The sequence below is a fragment of the Actinoallomurus sp. CA-150999 genome, assembly GCF_050942425.1.
Taxonomy (GTDB): Bacteria; Actinomycetota; Actinomycetes; order Streptosporangiales; family Streptosporangiaceae; genus Actinoallomurus.
The window spans coordinates 1,565,048-1,584,185 of the sequence record NZ_CP192063.1 but is presented as its reverse complement, the minus strand read 5'-3'; the positions used below and the strand labels follow the sequence as shown (position 1 = coordinate 1,584,185).

20 protein-coding genes are annotated in these 19,138 nt (G+C 72.1%); 10 read left to right on the top strand and 10 right to left on the bottom strand.

The annotated features are described in order from the left end of the window. Entirely contained in the window at positions 1-600 is a 600-nt protein-coding gene (locus tag ACQP2O_RS07535; protein ID WP_433181165.1) for an RNA polymerase sigma factor, read from the bottom strand. A 185-nt stretch (positions 601-785) separates the two neighbouring features. On the opposite strand from ACQP2O_RS07535, the gene ACQP2O_RS07530 reads away from it, so the two are divergent. Further along, positions 786-1,997, top strand: a complete 1,212-nt coding sequence (locus ACQP2O_RS07530) for an MFS transporter (protein ID WP_433181163.1) — start codon at positions 786-788, stop codon at positions 1,995-1,997. Between the two features lie 54 nt (positions 1,998-2,051). Here ACQP2O_RS07530 and ACQP2O_RS07525 read toward each other — a convergent pair whose 3' ends face one another. The 3 genes from ACQP2O_RS07525 to ACQP2O_RS07515 are packed head-to-tail and all read right to left on the bottom strand — an operon-like array spanning position 2,052 to position 3,018. Beyond that, positions 2,052-2,150 carry a DUF397 domain-containing protein gene (locus ACQP2O_RS07525; protein WP_433181161.1) on the bottom strand — a complete coding sequence of 33 codons (99 nt, stop codon included), beginning with the start codon at positions 2,148-2,150 and terminating at the stop codon, positions 2,052-2,054. Then, on the bottom strand, positions 2,147-2,260 hold the full coding sequence (locus ACQP2O_RS07520; RefSeq protein ID WP_433181159.1) for a DUF397 domain-containing protein: 114 nt from the start codon (positions 2,258-2,260) through the stop codon (positions 2,147-2,149). The genes ACQP2O_RS07525 and ACQP2O_RS07520 overlap by 4 nt, the downstream gene beginning before the upstream one ends. Beyond that, entirely contained in the window at positions 2,257-3,018 is a 762-nt protein-coding gene (locus ACQP2O_RS07515; protein WP_433181157.1) for a helix-turn-helix domain-containing protein, read from the bottom strand. Before ACQP2O_RS07515 ends, ACQP2O_RS07520 begins: the two co-directional genes overlap by 4 nt. Before the next feature lie 264 nt (positions 3,019-3,282). On the opposite strand from ACQP2O_RS07515, the gene ACQP2O_RS07510 reads away from it, so the two are divergent. After that, the gene (locus ACQP2O_RS07510; RefSeq protein WP_433181156.1) at positions 3,283-3,606 is read left to right on the top strand and encodes a hypothetical protein; all 324 of its coding nucleotides are present in this window, start codon (positions 3,283-3,285) and stop codon (positions 3,604-3,606) included. A 348-nt stretch (positions 3,607-3,954) separates the two neighbouring features. Here ACQP2O_RS07510 and ACQP2O_RS07505 read toward each other — a convergent pair whose 3' ends face one another. Together ACQP2O_RS07505 and ACQP2O_RS07500 are read right to left on the bottom strand one after the other, a co-directional pair. After that, positions 3,955-4,386, bottom strand: a complete 432-nt coding sequence (locus ACQP2O_RS07505; protein WP_433181154.1) for a VOC family protein — start codon at positions 4,384-4,386, stop codon at positions 3,955-3,957. A 78-nt stretch (positions 4,387-4,464) separates the two neighbouring features. Beyond that, entirely contained in the window at positions 4,465-5,289 is an 825-nt protein-coding gene (locus ACQP2O_RS07500; protein WP_433181152.1) for a helix-turn-helix domain-containing protein, read from the bottom strand. A gap of 166 nt (positions 5,290-5,455) precedes the next feature. Here ACQP2O_RS07500 and ACQP2O_RS07495 point away from each other — a divergent pair, with 166 nt between their 5' ends. Genes ACQP2O_RS07495 through ACQP2O_RS07485 form a run of 3 tightly spaced genes read left to right on the top strand, consistent with a single transcriptional unit; the run spans position 5,456 to position 6,890 of the window. Continuing rightward, the gene (locus ACQP2O_RS07495) at positions 5,456-5,794 is read left to right on the top strand and encodes an ArsR/SmtB family transcription factor (protein ID WP_433181150.1); all 339 of its coding nucleotides are present in this window, start codon (positions 5,456-5,458) and stop codon (positions 5,792-5,794) included. Then, on the top strand, positions 5,791-6,267 hold the full coding sequence (locus tag ACQP2O_RS07490; RefSeq protein WP_433181148.1) for an SRPBCC domain-containing protein: 477 nt from the start codon (positions 5,791-5,793) through the stop codon (positions 6,265-6,267). The genes ACQP2O_RS07495 and ACQP2O_RS07490 overlap by 4 nt, the downstream gene beginning before the upstream one ends. After that, positions 6,264-6,890 (top strand): dihydrofolate reductase family protein, encoded by a 627-nt coding sequence (locus tag ACQP2O_RS07485; protein WP_433181147.1) that lies wholly within the window; start codon positions 6,264-6,266, stop codon positions 6,888-6,890. Before ACQP2O_RS07490 ends, ACQP2O_RS07485 begins: the two co-directional genes overlap by 4 nt. Positions 6,891-7,081: 191 nt before the next feature. Here ACQP2O_RS07485 and ACQP2O_RS07480 read toward each other — a convergent pair whose 3' ends face one another. Then, positions 7,082-7,339 (bottom strand): hypothetical protein, encoded by a 258-nt coding sequence (locus ACQP2O_RS07480; protein WP_433181145.1) that lies wholly within the window; start codon positions 7,337-7,339, stop codon positions 7,082-7,084. A 115-nt stretch (positions 7,340-7,454) separates the two neighbouring features. Continuing rightward, positions 7,455-8,915 (bottom strand): PLP-dependent aminotransferase family protein, encoded by a 1,461-nt coding sequence (locus ACQP2O_RS07475; RefSeq protein WP_433181143.1) that lies wholly within the window; start codon positions 8,913-8,915, stop codon positions 7,455-7,457. An 87-nt stretch (positions 8,916-9,002) separates the two neighbouring features. Between ACQP2O_RS07475 and ACQP2O_RS07470 the strand changes: the two genes are divergently transcribed. Together ACQP2O_RS07470 and ACQP2O_RS07465 are read left to right on the top strand one after the other, a co-directional pair. Beyond that, positions 9,003-10,064: a DMT family transporter gene (locus ACQP2O_RS07470; RefSeq protein ID WP_433181141.1), complete on the top strand. Its 1,062-nt coding sequence runs from the start codon at positions 9,003-9,005 to the stop codon at positions 10,062-10,064. Positions 10,065-10,493: 429 nt separating this feature from the next. Then, positions 10,494-11,438: a DMT family transporter gene (locus tag ACQP2O_RS07465; RefSeq protein WP_433181140.1), complete on the top strand. Its 945-nt coding sequence runs from the start codon at positions 10,494-10,496 to the stop codon at positions 11,436-11,438. A 142-nt stretch (positions 11,439-11,580) separates the two neighbouring features. Here ACQP2O_RS07465 and ACQP2O_RS07460 read toward each other — a convergent pair whose 3' ends face one another. Next, the gene (locus tag ACQP2O_RS07460; RefSeq protein ID WP_360880406.1) at positions 11,581-11,742 is read right to left on the bottom strand and encodes a hypothetical protein; all 162 of its coding nucleotides are present in this window, start codon (positions 11,740-11,742) and stop codon (positions 11,581-11,583) included. 140 nt (positions 11,743-11,882) lie between these two features. Between ACQP2O_RS07460 and ACQP2O_RS07455 the strand changes: the two genes are divergently transcribed. Next, positions 11,883-13,523: a fumarate hydratase gene (locus ACQP2O_RS07455; RefSeq protein WP_433181138.1), complete on the top strand. Its 1,641-nt coding sequence runs from the start codon at positions 11,883-11,885 to the stop codon at positions 13,521-13,523. Positions 13,524-13,759: 236 nt separating this feature from the next. Here ACQP2O_RS07455 and ACQP2O_RS07450 read toward each other — a convergent pair whose 3' ends face one another. Then, on the bottom strand, positions 13,760-15,022 hold the full coding sequence (locus ACQP2O_RS07450) for a serine/threonine-protein kinase (protein ID WP_433181136.1): 1,263 nt from the start codon (positions 15,020-15,022) through the stop codon (positions 13,760-13,762). A gap of 134 nt (positions 15,023-15,156) precedes the next feature. Between ACQP2O_RS07450 and ACQP2O_RS07445 the strand changes: the two genes are divergently transcribed. Together ACQP2O_RS07445 and ACQP2O_RS07440 are read left to right on the top strand one after the other, a co-directional pair. Further along, entirely contained in the window at positions 15,157-17,277 is a 2,121-nt protein-coding gene (locus tag ACQP2O_RS07445; RefSeq protein ID WP_433181135.1) for a serine/threonine-protein kinase, read from the top strand. Positions 17,278-17,695: 418 nt separating this feature from the next. Continuing rightward, on the top strand, positions 17,696-19,099 hold the full coding sequence (locus tag ACQP2O_RS07440) for a class II fumarate hydratase (RefSeq protein WP_433181133.1): 1,404 nt from the start codon (positions 17,696-17,698) through the stop codon (positions 19,097-19,099). The last annotated feature ends 39 nt before the right edge of the window (positions 19,100-19,138 follow it).

Genomic DNA, 19,138 nt, shown 5'->3' with positions numbered 1-19,138 from the left:
TCAGCGGTCCTCTCGGGTGGTCTCCGGGTCGGTCCGGCCCAGGGCGGCGCGGATCCGTTTGCGGGCTCGGTGCAGCCGCGACCGTGCCGTTCCGGCGGGGATGCCGAGGGCCTCTCCCGCCTTCTCCGAGGTCAGGTCGGCCCAGGCGACCAGGAGGAGAACGTCCCGGTCGCCGTCGGCGATCTCGGCCAGTGCGGCCGCCAGCCGCCCCCGGTGGGCCTGCGCGTCGAGCCGGACCACGACGCGGTCCGCGTGGCCCTCGCTGACCTCGTCGACGCCCGTACGAGCCAGCGCGCGGTACTGCCGGACCTCCGCCCGGTGGTGCCGGGAGATCAGGTTGGAGGCGATCCCGTACAGCCACGGCCGGGCGTCCGCGCGGGACACGTCGTACTTCGTCCGGTTGTCGAACGCGATCAGGAACGTCTCGGCGGCCACATCGTCGGCCAGACCGGCGCCGAGCCGGCGCGCGGCGTACCCGTGGATCAGCGCGTAATAGCGATCGAAGATCGCCGCGAAGGTCTCCGGCTCACGCAAGGACTGCTCGATGATCGCGGCATCGGTGGCCTCCTCCGTGGGGAGCGCTCGCATCACCGCGGCCATGTCCAGGTCCTTCGTCTCATCGTCTGCCTTCCACAGGGGGGATGGTCACCTCTCTTTCACCGATCGCCCGGGTAGTGTTCGGTCGTCTCCGGCCGGCCACTCCGCCGGTTCGCCTCCGGTCTATTGACCTGCCGAGATCCACTACCTACGCTGACGCGAACGTATTTCACGTTCCGGAGGACAGCGTGGCGGCGGACATCGATCAACGGACTCGGCGAGGTCGGCGCGCGGCGTACGCGGCGTTCGGGGTCCAGGGGCTCTCCTTCGCTGCTCTCGTGACCCGCATCCCGGAGATCCAGAAGGCGCACAACCTCAGCGACGCCACCCTCGCGCTGGTGCTCCTGGCCGTGCCGGTGGTCGCCGGGCTGGGCAGCGTGCTCGCCGGCTCGCTCATGCCGCGGCACGGAAGCGGCCCGGTGCTGCGCATCGCCCAGCCGCTCGTCCTCCTGTCGATCGTCGCGATCGGGATCGCGCCCGGGGACCTCGCGCTGTACGGCTCGACGGCGCTGTTCGGCCTGTTCGTCGGCGCGGTGGACGCGTCGATGAACGCCCAGGCGGTGACCGCCGAGACACGGTACGGCAAGAGCCTGCTCACCGGGTTCCACGCCGTGTGGAGCGCGGCGGGCATCATCGCGGGCCTGTGGAGCGCGCTCGCCAACAAGATCGACATGGGGCTGGGGACCGGCTTCGCCATCCCGGCGGCGATCGGCCTCGTGGTGTCCGTGTGGACCGGCCGCCGCCTGTACCCGAAGGCGATGGAGGCCACCGGGCCCAGCGACGAACAGCTGAAGGCCGCGGCCAAGAGGGTGCCCTGGAAGCCGATCATCATCATCGGCGCGGCCGTGACCTGCATGTACATCGCGGACTCGGCGACGTCGAGCTACAGCGCGAAGTACCTCAAGGACGACCTGCACGCCTCCGGCTTCGTCGCCCCGCTGGGGTACGTCGCGTACCAGGTCTTCATGATGCTGAGCCGGACCGGCGCGGACCTGCTCGTCCGCGCCCGCGGCGCGGCGAAGGTCGTCGCGGCGGGTGGCCTCATCGGCGGTGTCGGGCTGCTCACCGCGGCCGCCGCTCCGAACCCCGCCGTCGCCATCGCCGGGTTCGCCGTCGCCGGGCTCGGCCTGTCCGTCGTGGTGCCCACGTCGTTCTCGGCGGCCGGCCGGCTCGATCCGACAGGGCTGGGCATCGCCGTGTCCCGGGTCAACGTCTTCAACTACGCGGGCTTCGTGCTCGGGGCGGTGGTCGCGGGCGCGGCCGCCTCCAACCTGTGGATCGCGTACGCCATCGGCGCCGCGCTCTGTCTCGTCGTCCTCGTGACGGCCCGGGGGTTCGAGCCGACACCGGTCGCGGGCGCGGGACCCAATCCGGCGGTCGCCGAGCGCCCGGTCGTCTGAGCGGGCGGCACATGCCGGCGCACCTGCCGCTGAGAGCGGGTTGAGTTCCGGTCGTCAGGACGGCCGCGCGTCCGTCTCGACGACCGCGACCTCGACGCAGTCACCCTGCTGTACCCCGCTGCGGCTGCTCTTCCGCCAGACCGGACCGTTCATTCCATCGTCTCCATGAACGGCCGCACGTCCGTCTCGACGACCGCGACCTCGACGCAGTCACCCTGCTGCGCCCCGCTGCGGCTGCTCTTCCGCCAGACCGGAATGTTCATTCCATCGCCTCCATGACTCGCTTGATCAATTCCCGGGACTGGTCCTCGGGTAGGGCCTTCTGGCCGATGCGGTCGTACCGGAGGAGGTACGAGCGGACCTCGTCCGCCGACGGCACCAGCCGCCCGCCGCCCGGGGACTCGGTGTAGGCGACGTCGCCCGACGGACCCGACATGATCTTGAAGCTACCGTCGACCCCGAAGTGGGCGCCCGCGGACCGGGGAACGACGCGAATCCCGACATCCGGCAACTCGGACACCTCCAGGAGGCGGGCGAGCTGATTCCGCATCACCGCACGGCCTCCTATCGGCCAGTCGAGCACGCTTTCCGTAAGCAATATCAACAATACGGGCGGGTCGTCCCGCGTCAATATCGTTTGCCGGGACATCCGCTCCTCCACCAGGCGATCGACGTTCGGCACACCGCTCGTTGCGATGACCGCGTGAGCGTATTCCGGAGTCTGCAGAAGACCGGGCACGACCAGCGCCTCGAAGACCTTGATCACCGAGGACCGGGCCTCGATGTCCAGGTGCTGCTGATGCCAGTTCGGGTCGTGGCCCCGTTGGGCGTACCACAACTGGATGGAGAAGTGGCCGCCCGTGCGCCAGGCCCGATCGAGGGTCGCCGCCTGCCCGTCGTCCAGCTTCGCCTCGGCGTTCTCCAGTCTGGAAATGCTGGACCGCCCGCAGTTGAGGATCTTCGCCACGGCGTCCCCGGCCAGATTGCGCTGGGCACGGTGAAAGCGCAGGTCGTGGGCCATCCACGCCCACATGGACGACTTCGGATCCGGCGACGGCTTGGCCTGCATGGCGATCCCTCCTCATTTCCAGCGCTATCCCGATGTGCCGTGGAACGGCGACATCCATGCCGGGTGAATGCATTCTTGGAATGCATATCAAGGCATCGCGGATCGAGGGAAAGGATCGAGGAATTGTCCGATATTTCGGGGGCCGATGGCGCCGATGAACCAGCGACCAGGGCAGAAATATCTACATCAGGGAATGGCGTCATCCGGCTGGAGCGGGTGATCCGTGCCCGGCTGGACGAACTCGCCACGGCCCTGCGATGCCACGGGCTGGAGGTGCGGATAGGGACCAGCGCCCTGATGGCCTGGGCCCCCAAGGCATCGATGACCGATGATCCGCGCGGGGAGGCGATGAATCCTGGTCTCTCCCAGTACGTGGCCATCGCTCCCGACGGTGGGTCGCTGAACTGGTACTGGTGCTGGACCGGCCCCGCCCGCGACGCACCACTGGAGGCGGAGTACATGTGCCCGGCTGAGCAGATCGACCACGCCACCACCCTCATCAGAAAGGTCCTGCACGTCGACGTCGAAGGCCGCCCGTGAGCAGCCCGTGGCCGCACCGCCAAGGTCCCGCGGCCCTGGCGGAACCTGTCACTCGCGTCGATTCGGTGTTCTTACCGGCCGCGCAGCCGTACGGAGCGGCGACCGGGTCCTGGCTCGCACGCCTGCGTGCCGATTTCCCTCGCTGGGGCATCCTGTTCGACCCGTGGAGATCCACCTGGATCGCCGTCCGAGGACGCCACGATATCGAGGTCGCCTCGACGGCGATCGCGCTTCACGACGCCCTCACGGCACGCGGTTTCGTACCTGTGCCGGCGGACCGGGCGATGCCCGGCTCCGCCGTCGCAGAATGCCCCGTCGTCTGAAGCCGGGGCGGGCGGTACCGATCGCTCAGCCGGGCACCGGTCCGAGGATCCTGCCGTACCAGGTCGCCGGGTCGGTGTCGCGGACATGCCGGGTCAGGGCCCAACGCTGCCCCTCCGGGTCGGCGACCACCGCCTGACGAACGCCCCAGGGCCGGTCCTCCGGTGGTTCCAGGATCACGCCTCCTCCGGCGACCGCCTGCTCGCACGCCCTGTCGAGGTCGTCGACGAAGACCTGGGTGAGGCTGGACGTGTCGACGAACTGCCCTCCACGACGCCCGAGGAGGATGATCAGGCCGTCGCGTTCCACCTCCACGTGGCCGACCCAGCCATCCGGCAGCGACGCCCGGACCACCTCGCGGATCCCGATGACGGCCGAGAGCCATCGAGCCGCCGCCGGCGGATCGTCGTACAGGACACAGGGAACGATGATCGGATAGCCGCGTCGCGGGTCGTACATGATCGATTCCTTTCTTCCGGGCCGACGCGACGACCGTAGGAGGAGGCCGGTGACCGGGTCTTGAAGGAAATCGACCGCTTACGCGGCCCATCGGCGGACGACGGCCGGGGTCGTGGCCGCGAACCTGGTGAACTCCCGCGTCAGGTGGGCCTGGTCTGCGTACCCGCACGCCACCGCGACCTGGGCCGGAGGCAGATCGCCGCGTGCCAGCAGTCGCGCCGCATGTTCGTAGCGCAGTACGCGCGCGGCGTTCTTGGGCGTCGTGCCGATCTGCTGCCGGAAGCGGGCGGCGAGGAACCGGTCGCTGCGCCCGGTCCGGGTGGCCAGCTCTGCGATCCTTACCGCGCCGTGGACGCGGCGCATCGCCTGCCACGCCGACGCGACCTCCGGCGACGGCACCGGGCCCGCCGCGATCCGCTCGGCGAGAAGCGCGTCGAGGAGCGCGAAGCGTGCCGGCCAGGATCGCAGATCCGCCAGGCGCTCCGTCCAGTGCTCAGCGGCCGCGCCGAACAGGTCCGACAGGGCCACGATCCGGTTGCTCAGCTCATGGGCGGGCACGCCGAACAGGGTGAAGGCGCCGAGAGGATCGAGTCGGACCTGGAGGCCGAACTGGCCGCCGTCGTGGCCGGTCAGAGTCGGCCGGTCGTGGAACCCGGCGACGAACGAGGTGAACGGGCGCAGGTCGTGGGCGTCCGGTGCCGGCTGCGCGTGGTGCGCTTTTCCAAACCCGAGGATGAGGATCAGCTCGCCGGCGGGTGTCTCCCGCCGGCGGACCGGTGTCGGGGCCGTCTCCCGGTAGCCCGTGTAGGCGAGGACGCGGCCACGCAGAGCCGGGGCTGGACGGCCGTCGACTGAGGCGCGCCGTCCGCCGGAGCTTTCCCTGGGCTGTGGTCCCACACGCACAAGGCGATCGTAGGCGGCCTCCAGAGGCGTGCGTAATGCTCGGTGAAGCCGCCGTTGTCATCTCATTGAGCCTTTCTCTGTAACGGCCGGTGACGATCTGTGATCGCCTGCACGGCTCGACACTTAGCCATTGCGCTAACTGTTGGGAGTTACGATACTTAGCCACGTGGCACAGTATTTGGCGCAGCTCGACGGGGTGTTCGTCGCCCTCGCCGACCCGACCCGGCGCGCCGTCGTCCGGCGTCTCGGCCGCGGGCCCATGAGCGTCGGCGACCTCGCTCGCGAGTTCCCGATGACCCTTCCCTCCTTCATGAAGCATGTGCGGACGCTCGAATCGAACGGGCTGATCCACACGGTCAAGTCCGGCCGGGTGCGCACCTGCGTGCTCAACCACGAGCGGCTCGCCTTGGTCGACGATTGGCTCGCGGAGCAGCGCCGGATCTGGGAAGAGCGCACCGACCGCCTCGAACAGTTCGTCACCGACCCGGAGGAGAGCAGGCAGTGAATCCCGATCTCGACCTTGGCCTGGAGCGGATCATTCGCGCTCCGCGCGCGATCGTGTGGAGGGCCTGGACCGACCCGTCCCGGCTTGAGCAGTGGTGGGTCCCGGCTCCGTCCCGCTGCCGCGTGGAGCGCCTGGACCTGTGGCCCGGCGGGGCGTTCGTGACGCGGCTGAGTGACGACGGGGCCGAGTTCGTCCCGCACCTGGACGCGTGCTTCCTCGCCGTGGACGAACTCGAGCGGATCGTGTTCACCAATGCGATCGACAGCACATGGCGGCCCGCGAGCCCCGCTCCGGTCCCGATGACCGCCACGATCACGCTAAACGATCACCCGGACGGCACGGACTACCGGATCGTCGTCCGGCACGGCGACCCGGAGGCCCGCGCTCATCACGAGAAGCTCGGCTTCGCCGAGGGCTGGGGGACGGTCGCCGGCCAGTTGGCCGCGCTCGCCGAGAGCATGGTTCCGCGATGAAGATCACCCTCACCGAGTTCGTCACACTGGACGGGGTCAGCCAGGGACCTGGCTCACCGGACGAGGACACCAGCGACGGATTCACCCGCGGCGGCTGGCTTGTCCCCCACATGGACGGGACGTTCGTCCAGCGCGCCTCCGACTGGCTCGACCTCGCCGACGGTCTGCTGCTCGGCCGGCGGACCTACGAGGCATTCGCGCGCGACTGGCCGAAGATCACCGACCCGGCCGACCCGTTCGCCGAACGGATGAACACCCTGCCGAAGTACGTCGTGACGAACACCCTCACCGAAGGGACCTGGAACCCCACGATCGTCCTCAAGGGCGATCCGGTCCACGCGGTCACCGAACTCAAGGCACGGCCAGGCCGGGAACTCCAGATCCACGGCAGCGGTCGCCTCGGCGACTCACTGCTGTCGGCGGGCCTGATCGACACCCTCCGCCTCGTGGTCGCCCCCGCCGTCCTCCGGACCGGCCGGCGTCTACTGACCGGCGCAGGCACCCCGTCCGGCCTCCGCCTGCTCCATCACGAAGCCACACCGAACGGCCTGTTGCTCCTCGAATACGAGGTGACCGGCCAAGCACGCCAAGGCGAATACGAGGGCGTCACCGCCTTCACCTGAGCAGCGCCACCGGGAGCTCGGCGGCCTGATCCCCTCCGGTGTGCGCTGGGCCTTTGAGCTCGGCCTCGACCCTGCCGAGCCTGCGCGGCCCCGCTGTCCGCCGATTGCGGCCGGGCGCACCTGGCCGCCCGAGGACCGGGCAAGGGACGACCGCGTCCCGCTGGTGGCGGTGACGCGGTCGGCGGCGGACTTCAGGGCTGGGAGGCGTGCGGGCTCATCTCACGCTGGAGGCGCTGGATGGCCTCCTCACCGGCGCGTTCGGCCTCCTCGGGGGTCTTCAGCTGCGTGAGGGCGATCCGCAGTGCGGCCTCGGCCGCGTCGGCCGCCGCGCGGGCGGTGATCGCATGGGTGTGGGCGCGTTCGATGTCACCGAGACCGATGCAGTCGAAGGCGACCTGGGTATCGTGGGCGGCGAGTTCGAGCTGGCGGGCGGCTTCGTCAAGACTCATTGTCGTCCTCCTCATCGCAGCACGTCGTACCCGCGGATGAGCGATCGACACAGCCGATTCGCCGGTGCCGTGAGGGACCGGAGGGGGCGCTGCGGCACCCGGTACGGCGAGCGGCTCAGTCTGTCCGCGCCTCCGAGGTCGCGGATGCGGGGCCGCCGACGCCGGATACGGCGCGGGCGAGGAGGTTCACCGCCTCGGTGAGGCGGCGTTCCGGCACGCGGGCGTAGCCGACGACGATCGCGGGCGGTCCCGGGTGCCCCAGGCGCATCGGGGCGACGCCTTCGACGGCGACGCCGAGCGCCGCCGCCCGGGCGACGACCTCGGCCTCGTCGGTGCCGGCGGGAAGCTCGAGGTAGGCGTGCAGCCCGGCGGACACGCCGTGCACCCGGACCTCCGGCAGGCGGCGGGTCAGGGCGGAGATGAACGCGTCGCGGCGGTCCCGGTAGCGCCGCCGCATGAGGCGCAGGTGCCGGTCGTACGCGCCGGTCGCGATCATCCGGGCGAGCACGTGCTGGTCCGGCACCGAAGGGCCGAGGTCGTACAGCGCCCGCGCGGCGCGCAGCCGGGTCGCCAGCCATGGCGGCGCGACCGCCCAGCCGAGCCGCAGCGCCGGGGACAGCGCCTTGCTCACCGACCCGGCCAGGACCACGCGCTCCGGAGCGAGGCCCTGCAGGCAGCCGACCGGCTCGCGGTCGTACCGGAACTCCCCGTCGTAGTCGTCCTCGATGATCAGCGCGTCGGTGGCTCGCGCCCACTCGACGAGGGCCGCACGCCGCCCGGGCGACAGCACCACCCCGGTGGGGAACTGGTGCGCCGGGGTGATGAGCAGCGCCCGTGCCCGGGTCCGGGCCAGCGCGGCGACGTCGATGCCCTCCTCGTCGACGGGCACGCCGACCATGCGCACGCCGGTCGCGCGGATCAGCGGGAGCTGCTGGTGGGCGAGCGGGTCCTCGACCGCGAGCAGCCGGTGCCCCTCCTCCAGGAGGATCCGCGGGACCATCGACAGCGCGTGGGCGACCCCGGCGGTGACCACGACCGTCCCCGGTTCGGCCACGGCGGCGCGGACGCGGGCCAGGTAGCCCGCGAGCTCCGTCCGCAGCGCCCAGGTGCCGGCCGGGTCCGGGTAGTTCAGCTCGGCGTGCGGGAGCTCGCGGAGCACGTCCCGTGTGACCGTCGCCCACCGTTCCCGTGGGAACGACGCCAGGTCGGGCTTGCCGGGGCGCAGGTCGTACGCGATGCCCGGCGGGTCGGCCGGTCCGGCGTCCATGCCGGCGGCGAGCCGGAGCACGCGCCGGTGCGCCGCGCTGCCGGACGCCGGCGGAGGTTCGGCGACGGGGGCGCGGGCCACCCGCGTGCCGTCGCCCTGACGCGAGACGAGGAACCCCTCGGCGACGAGCTGCTCGTACGCCGTGACCACGACGCCCCGGGAGACGTGCAGGTCACCGGCGAGATCGCGGGTGGACGGCAGGCGGTGACCGGGGACGAGCGCTCCGCGCCGTACGAGATCGCGCAGCCGGTCGGCGAGCTGCCCGGCCAGCCGTCCGGCGGAGCGATCGAGCGTCAGATGCAGGTCCACCCCGCGGTCCTCCTTCGCAATGGTCCTCATCGGCAGTGTCCGATTGGTCCTCGTTCGCGGACCAATCAGTGCTTAGCGTCTCAGCCCATGGAGCAGACCACCAGTCCACGCGGCGTCGTGCAGGCCGCCGTCGCGATGACTCTCGTCGGCACGCTGACCGCCGTGTCCGCGGCGATCGCCCGGTATCCGGTGTACGGCGGCCAGGCCGTGCGTTACGCCGTCGCCGCGCTCATCCTCCTGGCCGTCGCGCGACTGTGTGAGCGCCGGTCGGCGACGCACGGGCCGGGTGCCCGGCCCGGAGCAGCCGGGCCCGGGCGGACCCGTTCCCGCCCCACGCTGCGGGAGTGGGCGCTCATCATCGCGCTCGCCGCGACCGGCCTGGCCGGGTTCAACATCTGCATCGTCGAGGGGACTCGGCACACCACTCCCGCGATGATCGGCACGGTGGTGGGCGCCGTCCCGGTACTGCTGGCGGTCGTCGCGCCCCTGGCGGAGCGTCGCCGTCCGGCACCGCGTCTCGTGGCCGCTGCGGTCGTCGTGGCGCTGGGCGCGGCGGCGGCCAACGGGCTCGGAGGCGGCAGCCTCACCGGGCTGCTGCTGGCCGTCGGCGCGCTCGCCGGCGAGATGGGCTTCTCGCTGCTGGCCGTGCCGCTCCTGCCCCGGCTCGGGCCGGTCCGGGTGTCGGCGTACTCGGCGGCGGCCGCCGTCCCGATGCTGCTCGCCGTCGGCCTGCTCGTGGACGGCACCGCCGTCGTGCGGACGCCGACTCCGGGCGAGGTGGCGGGATTCGCCTACCTCGCGATCGTCGTCACGGTGGGGGCGTTCGTCCTGTGGTACGACGCGCTGGGCCGGATCGGCGCGGACCGGGCCGGGCTGTTCGCCGGCCTCATCCCGGTCAGCGCGGCGGTCACCACGATGGCGCTCGGGCTCGGCACGCCGAGCCGCGCGGAACTCCTCGGATCGCTCCTCGTCGGATGCGGTGTCGCGGCCGGTCTCGGAGGAGGAGCAACGAGCCGCCGAGCGAGCGAGAGGCCAGGGGTGGGCCCCCGACAGGAGGCTGGAGATCAACAGGTGGCCGGTGAGGCACCAGCCGAGCGCGAAGCGAGTGAGACGGCGAGCGCGACCACGGACAGAGCGGCGAGCCGCTGAGCGGGCGAGAGGCCGGGTCCCCGGCGGGGAACCGGAGACCGGCAGGTGGCCGGGGAAGCGGGAACCGGCCGCGGAGTGAGTGAGAGGGCGAGTGCGGCCGAGGACCCTTCGGCGGGGGCCGTCACGCCGTCGGCGGATCAGGGACAAGTGCGTGTCGGCGACGCGCCGTGTTCGTGACGCGGGAGTAGGGGCGACGGGCCCTCCGCGGGCGCGATCGCGCGTGGGCGGCGGAGTGCGAGCGGCAGATCGCGGAAACCGAGCGGCGTGGGGCCGCGCCGGGCGGTCCACCGACGCCGCCGAACGGCCTGACCAGGCTAAACCCTTGAATCAGGGGGCACCGGCGCGGCGCGGCCTTCGAACACATGGCCCGCTGTAAAGATCTTCGGCCGACCCTCGCGAGAGGACCATTTGCTACTTAGCGTGACGGTCATGGAACAGTCCGCAGCCCGTGCCCGTGGCATGGCGCAGGCAGCCCTCGCCATGGTCGCCACCGGAACCATCGCCGCCGTCGCGGCGGTGATCGTCCACTATCCCGTCTACGGCGGCCAGGCCATCCGCTATGCCGTGGCCACCGTCTTCCTCCTCGGTGTCGGCCAGTGGCGCAGGCGCCGCCGGGCGACGCGGTTCCCGTCCGTCGAGCCCGATGCCCTCCTCGTCCGGCCGACCGTCCGCGAAGGACTGCTGTTCGCCGTCCTGGCCGCCACCGGACTTGCGGGATTCAATCTCTGCGTCGTCGACGCGACGCACTACACCAGCCCCGCGACGATCGGCACGGTGATCGGATCCGCCCCGATCGTCTTCGCGCTCATCGGGCCCTTGATGGAACGTAGACGCCCGACCGCGCGGCTTGTCACCGCCGCCGTCATCGTCACGGTCGGCGCGGGGCTGACCAGCGGGCTGTGCGGAGACCGGCCGCTCGGCCTGGTGCTGGCCGTGGGCGCTCTCCTCTGCCAGGTGCTCTTCTCCCTGCTGGCCATCCCGCTGCTGCCGAAGTTCGGGCCGATCCTCGTGTCGGCGTACTCCTCGGCGGCGGCCGCGATGATCCTCTTCGCCATCGGCCTGGCCTTGGACGGCACCGCCGTCGTACGGCGTCCGAGCGTGAGTGAGGCCCTGAGCATCGGCTATCTGGCGACGTTCGTCGCCATCACCGCCTTCATCCTCTGGTACGACGCGATCAACCTGATCGGCGCGGACCTGGCCGGCCTGTTCTCCGGGCTGACCCCCGTGAGCGCCCTGGCCACCACGGTGTTCCTGGGCGTCCGCACGATCCGGCCGGCGGAGTTCGTCGGATCCGTTCTCGTGGGTCTGGGGGTGGTCCTCGGCGTGGCAGACCTGGGGGCGCGCCGCCCCCGCAGCGCACGCCCCGCGGCCTGAGCGTGATCAGCGGCCGGACCGTACGCCCCGCCGCCTGAGCCTGATCAAGGGCCGGACCGTACGCCCCCGAGCGGGCGCGTCGGGCACGGCCGGGACTCCGGCGCCGCCTCGTCGAGGGCGGCGCCGTGGTCGTCGCAGCGGATCAGCGGATCGGCCACTCGCGGTTGATGTTCCGCAGCACCAGCAGGAGCAGGCTCACGACGATGCCGGCGACGAACGCCACACCGACGATGGCGAGCACGATGTAGAAGATGCTCGGGTGGTGGAACGTTCCCGCTGGCCCGGCATAGACGTTGAGCAGCATGTCTTCCCCCTTTTGCCGTCATACCTCCGCCAGCGCGCCAGGGCAAGGGGCGCTCCGCACCGAGGCGCGTTCGGCACCGCCGGCACGCCGCTCTAGTCTTGGTGACCACACCCATGACCGCGTCATCAGCGAGGACGTCGATGCCCGAATTCGCCTTCACCGAGCTTCTCCCCCAGGGCCCGGACGAGACCGAGTACCGCCTGCTGACGAGCGACGGGATCAGCGAGTTCGAGGCAGGTGGCCGCAGCTTCCTCCAGGTCGAGCCCGAGGTGCTCCGGCTGCTCACCGAGACCGCGATCCACGACATCTCGCACCTGCTCCGGCCCGCCCACCTGACCCAGCTCCGGAAGATCCTCGACGACCCGGAGTCGTCGCCGAACGACCGGTTCGTGGCCCTCGACCTGCTCAAGAACGCCAACATCGCGGCGGCCGGCGTCCTGCCCATGTGCCAGGACACCGGCACCGCGATCGTCATGGGCAAGCGCGGCCAGCACGTCCTGACCGACGGCGACGACGAACGCCACATCGCGCGCGGCGTGTACGACGCGTACACGCGGCTGAACCTCCGCTACTCCCAGATGGCGCCGCTGACCATGTGGGAGGAGAAGAACACCGGCAGCAACCTGCCCGCCCAGATCGAGCTGTACGCCGCGCCCGGCGAGGCGTACAAGTTCCTGTTCATGGCCAAGGGCGGCGGCAGCGCGAACAAGTCCTTCCTGTACCAGGAGACCAAGGCCGTCCTGAACCCGAACCGGATGCTGACCTTCCTGGAGGAGAAGATCCGGTCGCTGGGCACCGCCGCCTGCCCGCCGTACCACCTCGCGATCGTCGTGGGCGGCACGAGCGCCGAGTACGCCCTCAAGACCGCCAAGTACGCCTCCGCGCACTACCTCGACACGCTGCCGGCCGAGGGGAGCCCCACCGGCCACGGGTTCCGCGACCTGGAGCTGGAGCAGCAGGTCTTCGAGCTCACGCAGAAGCTCGGGATCGGCGCACAGTTCGGCGGTAAGTACTTCTGCCACGACGTCCGCGTGGTGCGGCTGCCGCGCCACGGCGCGTCCTGCCCGGTGGCGATCGCCGTGTCCTGCAGCGCCGACCGGCAGGCCCTCGCGAAGATCACCCGGGATGGCGTCTTCCTCGAGCAGCTCGAACCCGACCCGGCGCGGTACCTCCCCGAGACCACCCACGACGACCTCGAGGGCGACGTCGTCCGCGTCGACCTGAACCGCCCGATGGACGAGATCCGCGCCGAACTCGGCCGGTACCCCGTCAAGACGCGGCTCTCCCTGACCGGGCCGCTCGTCGTCGCCCGGGACATCGCCCACGCCAAGATCAAGGAGCGGCTGGACGCCGGCGAGCCGATGCCGCAGTACCTCCGCGACCACGCCGTCTACTACGCCGGTCCGGCCAAGACCCCGGAGGGGTACGCGAGCGGGTCGTTCGGCCCGACGACGGCCGGCCGGATGGACTCCTACGTCGAGCAGTTCCAGGCCGCCGGGGGCTCCTTCGTCATGCTCGCCAAGGGCAACCGCAGCAAGCAGGTGACCGAGGCGTGCAAGAAGCACGGCGGCTTCTACCTCGGGTCGATCGGCGGCCCGGCCGCCCGCCTGGCCCAGGACTGCATCAAGAAGGTCGAGGTGCTGGAGTACCCCGAGCTGGGCATGGAGGCGGTCTGGAAGATCGAGGTCGAGGACTTCCCGGCCTTCATCGTCGTGAACGACAAGGGAGACGACTTCTTCGCCGACACGACCGGGCCGCTGCTGACCATCGGGCGGCGCTGACGCGCCCGCGGCCGTCGTCCGGCGCGCTCTCCGGGGCGCGCCGGAGTGCGTCGCCGGCGCGTCGAGAGGATCATCCGCCGCCGCCGCGTGCTTCCTCGACTTAACGGCCGGGCTCGTCCTCGCCGGCGTGTGCGACGCGGCGGGGTACAGGCGGCCTCGGGCCGCGGCGGCAGGCGGCTGAGAAGGGGGCCGCTGCGACCGGCGGGGGCGCTGACGCGCTCCGGGGAGGGCGGCGGCTACTTGACCGTGACCTTCTTGCCGCCGCCTTTTCCCCTGCCCCTGCCCTTGCCGTTGCCCTTGTTGCCGGCCGGGCCATTGCCGGTCTTGGCGGCCTTGGTCGTCGGGGCGGTCACGGCCGGGCTCGTCCTCGCCGGCGTGTGCGACGCGGCGGGGTGACTGGGCGGCGGGGTACGGGCGGCCTCGGGCCCTGGCGGCAGCCGGCCGCCGGGGTGGAGGCTGGGGGTGCCGCGGTGCGGCGAGGTGACGGTGCCGTTGCCGGGAGCCGGCTGCTTCTCCTTCTCGTCGGATCCGGAGCCGACCGTTGCCGTGACCGCCACCGCCACCGCGGCCGCGGCGAACGCGACGGCGGCCAGGGTCGGCACCACCGGCCGCCGCGTGTGGCGGATCTCGGTGGGCGTCGTGACATCGCCCCCGAGCCTCGCCAGCAGCTCCGCGGTCCGCGGCCGTTCCGCCGGGTCCTTCGCCAGCGCCTCCGCGACCAGAGGGCGGAGCGGCTCGTGCAGCCCGTCGAGGTCGGGTGGATCGTGGATCGTCCGCCCCGCCACCTCGTCGCCGTCACCCTCGCCGAACGGGTTGCGGCCCGTCCCGGCGTAGGCCACGAGGCAGCCCCAGCCGAAGACGTCGGACGCGCTGGTCGCGGGCCGCCCGGTCAGCCGCTCCGGCGGGATCCAGCCGGGGCTGCCCATCACCACCCCGTCCTTCGTGGGCCCGCCCGACGCGGGGAGGCGCTGCGCGATGCCGAAGTCGATGATGCGCGGCCCCGTCGGGGTCAGCAGCACATTGGCCGGCTTGAGGTCCCGGTGCACCAGGCCGGCCCCGTGGATCGCGGCCAGCGCCCGCGCGACGCCGGTGGCGAGCGCGCGCAGCTGCTCGGATCGCAGCGGGCCGTCGGTGTCGACGATGTGCGCCAGTGAGGGACCATCGACGTACTCGGTGATCAGGTAGGGCGGCCTCTCGGCGGTCCCGTCGGCGAGCACCCGTGCCGTCCAGCCGGCCGGGACCCGCCGCGCGCAGTTCGCCTCGCTCTGGAAGCGGAGACGCACGTCGGGGTCGTCGGCGTCCTCGGGGCGCGCTGTCTTGACCGCGACGAGCCTGCCCTTCTCGTCGCGTCCCAGGTAGACGACGCCCATCCCGCCCGAGCCCAGCCTCGCGACGAGGCTGTGTCCCCCGATGGACACGGGGTCGTCGATCTCGAGCGGCAGCACACCGGAAGCGACGACCGTGGGTCCGCCGAGCCCCGAAGCCGAAAAGGTTTCCATCCCCACGCCTCTTCCGATGGCGTCGACACAAGACCTGCCTGTCAGCTCCGATCTTGCAGCGGTGCCGACCTGAGTGCAAGATCACGGTAAGGATCCGCGTGCCGCGACCGGCACACGCGGGTATCTTGCGCTTCGTGGCCGAGTCCCGGGATCGCTTGCTCTCCGGTCGTTACCGGCTGATCGAGGAGATCGGCCGAGGCGGCATGGGCACGGTCTGGTGGGCGTACGACGAGACCGAAGAGCGTGAAGTCGCTGTCAAGGAGGTCCACCTCCCGCCCAGCCTGCGGCCCCGGGAACGGATCAACCTCATCAAGCGGACGAACCGCGAGGCGATGTCCGCGGGCCGGCTGGACCACCCGAACCTCATCGCCATGTACGACGTGGTGGTCGAGGACGACCGCCCATGGCTGGTCATGGAGTACGTCGCGGCCCGGTCGCTGGAGGACGTCTTCGTCGACGACGGCCCGATCTCCCCCGTACGCGTCGCGGAGATCGGCCGGCAGCTGCTCGACGCGCTGCGGGCGGCGCACGAGGCCGGCATCGTCCACCGTGACGTCAAGCCCAGCAACGTCCTGCTGGAGACCTCCGGGCGGGTGGTGCTGACCGACTTCGGCATCGCGACGTACGACGGCGCCACGACGCTCACCCAGTCGGGCACGTTCATGGGCTCGCCCGCGTACGTCGCGCCGGAGGTGGCCCGGGGCGAGCGGGCGTCGCCGGCGTCCGACCTGTGGTCGCTCGGTGCCACCCTCTACGCCGCCGTCGAAGGACGGCCCCCGTACGACTTCGAGACGGCCATGGCCACCCTCAGCGCGCTCGTCACCGCGGAGCCCGACCCTCCGGTGCGCGCCGGGCCGCTGCGCCCGCTGCTCGAGGGACTCCTGCAGAAGGACGCGGCACGGCGGCTCACCTCCGAACGCGCCGCCACCCTGCTGGCCGCCTCCGCGGCCCCACCGCTGCCGCCCCGGCCCGCCGAGTCCTCGCGGGCGCGGTCGAGCCGGCGGGCCAGTCACGAGTGGTCGAGCCGGGAGCTGTCCGGCCCCCGTCGGCCCGGACGGGCCCAGCCCGCGCCTCCCGGTCTCGGCCGCTCCGGACGATCCCGGTCCGTACCGCCCGACCTCGACCGCTCGCGACGATCCGAGCCGCCCCCTCCCGGCGTCGATCCGTCGCAGCGATCCGAGCCCCGTCCCGGCCACGACCCGTCACGGCGACCCGAGCCCCCTCCCAGCCGCGACCCGTCGCAGCTGTCCCAGCCGCCCCCTCCCGGCCACGACCCATCACGGCCGTCCCAGCCGCCCCCTCCCGGCCACGACCCATCACGGCCGTCCCAGCCGCCCCCTCCCGGCCACGACCCATCGCAGCCGTCCCAGCCGGCTCCTCCCGGCCACGACCCATCACGGCGATCCGAGCCGACTCCGCCCGGCCTCGGCCCGTCGCGGCGGTCGGGGCGGACTTCCCCTGGCCTCGACCGGTCCGGGTCCGCCCAGGGCACCCCGCCCGGCTTCGGGCGGTCCGGCCAGAACCGCACGCGACAGGACCGTGCGGCGGGCGAAGGGACGCAGGGCGGACCGGCGGAACGACCGCCGGCGCGGCAGACGGCCGGATGGCTGCCGACTCCGCGGCCGGAGGTCTCCGAGGCGCCGGGTTCGGGATCGGCACGGCGCCGACGGCTGCTGGACCGGCCGGGCATGCTCCCCGCCTTGACCGCCGCCGTGCTGGCGCTCGCGGTCGGGGCCGGCGTGTTCGCCGGGCTCAACGGCTGGGGTGCCGGCCGCCGTGAAGCGCCGGACGGCCGTGCGCCCGCCGTCGGCACGTCGGCGCCGAGCACCCCCTCCGCCGGGTCCTCCGCGCCGCCTCCTGTCTCCGCGCGGTCGCAGGGCGTCCTGCCCGCCACTCTGCTGGACGCGTCGGACCGGCCGGTGTCGCGCCGGGTCGCGAAGAAGAGCGGCGCCTGGCCGGGCACTTCGGCCATCACGCTCAGCGTTCCCGACCACGGTCGCCGCATCGGTGTCCTCGTCGTCTGCCGGTCCGGTGCCCGCCGGCTGTCCTTCACGGCCTACGCGCTGGGCGCCCCTGGCCGGACGGTGAGCGGCGACTGCACCGCGAGCGGGCACCGGATCACGATGCCGGCCGCGCTGAGCCTTCCCGCCGGCACCTCCCGCGCCCGGATCCGAGTGCGCCTGGGCCGCGGTCCGGAGGCCACCACCGGCCCGATCGAGTGGCTCGTCGGAGCGTACGAGTCCCTGGCGCGCTGAGCCCCCCGCGCACCGCCACCGCCGAGCGCCAGGACCCGTCGGGCGTACGACTCTCCGGCACGCTAGCGGCTCCCCACGCCGCCACCACGAAGCACCGAGACTCGCCGGAGCGTACGAACCCCTCGCCCGCTGAGGCCGCCCCGCTGCGCCGCCACCGCCGAGCGCCGGGACCTGTCGGGCGTACGAGTCTCCGGCGCACTGAGGCCTCGCCGGCACGAAGCGCCGGGACTCATCGGGACGTACGAATCCCTCGCTCGCTGGAGCCTTCCCGGCACCGCGCCATGGAGCGCCGGGTCTCGCCGGAGCGTACGAGGATCCCTCGCTCGCCGGTGCCCAGGGTGCCCCGCCGATCCATGGAATGCCGTCGTCTCTAAAGTCGGTAGCGACGGGGACGAAGCGACCGGCTCGGGAGAGGGCGATGAGCGAAGAGCAGGAGTTCCGGATCGAGCACGACTCCATGGGGGAGGTACGCGTGCCCGCGTGGGCGAAGTGGCGGGCCCAGACCCAGCGGGCGGTGGAGAACTTCCCCATCTCGGGGCAGCGGCTGGACCGCGCGCACATCGCCGCGCTCGGCCACATCAAGGCCGCCGCCGCCAAGGTCAACGCCGAGCTCGAGGTGGTCGACAAGGGGATGGCCGACGCGATCGCGGAGGCCGCCCTAGAGGTCGCGGGCGGCGAGCACGACGCGCACTTCCCGGTCGACGTGTTCCAGACCGGGTCCGGCACCTCGTCGAACATGAACACCAACGAGGTCATCGCCACGCTCGCCCAGGAGCGGCTGGGCCGGCCCGTGCATCCCAACGACCACGTCAACGCCTCGCAGTCGTCCAACGACGTGTTCCCCTCGTCCATCCACGTCGCGGCGACCGGCCTGGTCGTACAGGAGCTCATCCCCGCCCTGTGTCACCTCGAGGGTGCGCTGGACCGCAAGGCCGGGGAGTTCGCGTCCGTGGTGAAGGCGGGGCGGACGCACCTGATGGACGCCACCCCGGTCACGCTGGGCCAGGAGTTCGGCGGCTACACCGCTCAGGTGCGGTACGGCGTCGAGCGGCTGGAGGCCGTGCTGCCGCGGCTCGCCGAGCTGCCGCTCGGGGGCACGGCCGTGGGCACCGGCATCAACACCCCAGCGGGCTTCGCGGAGCGCGTCATCGCCGAGCTGGCGCGGGCCACGGGCCTGCCGCTCACCGAGGCCCGGAACCATTTCGAGGCGCAGGGGGCGCGCGACGCCCTCGTGGAGACCAGTGGCGCGGTCAAGACGATCGCGGTCGGCCTGACGAAGATCGCCAATGACCTGCGCTGGATGGGTTCGGGGCCGCGTGCGGGGCTGGGCGAGATCCGGCTGCCCGACCTTCAGCCCGGCTCGTCGATCATGCCGGGCAAGGTGAATCCGGTGATCCCCGAGGCGGTGTGCCAGGTCGCCGCGCAGGTGATCGGCAATGACGCCGCCATCGCGTTCGGCGGCGCGGCGGGCAACTTCGAGCTCAATGTGATGCTGCCGATGTTCGCCCGCAACCTCCTGGAGTCGATCCGGCTGCTGGCGAACGTCTCCCGGCTCTTCGCCGACCGGTGCGTCGACGGCATCGAGGCCGACGTGGACCGCTGCCGCGAGTACGCCGAGTCGTCGCCGTCGATCGTCACACCGCTCAACCGCTACATCGGCTACGAGGAGGCGGCGGCCGTCGCCAAGCAGGCGCTGCGCGAGCGCAAGACCATCCGCGAGGTCGTCCTCGAGCGCGGGCACGTCGACGCGGGCCGGTTGACGGTCGAGCAGCTCGACGCCGCTCTCGACGTTCTGGCGATGACCCGTCCCGCCGGTTCTTGACCGCTTTCCGGCCGGCCCGTCCCAGGGCCGGCCGGGAAG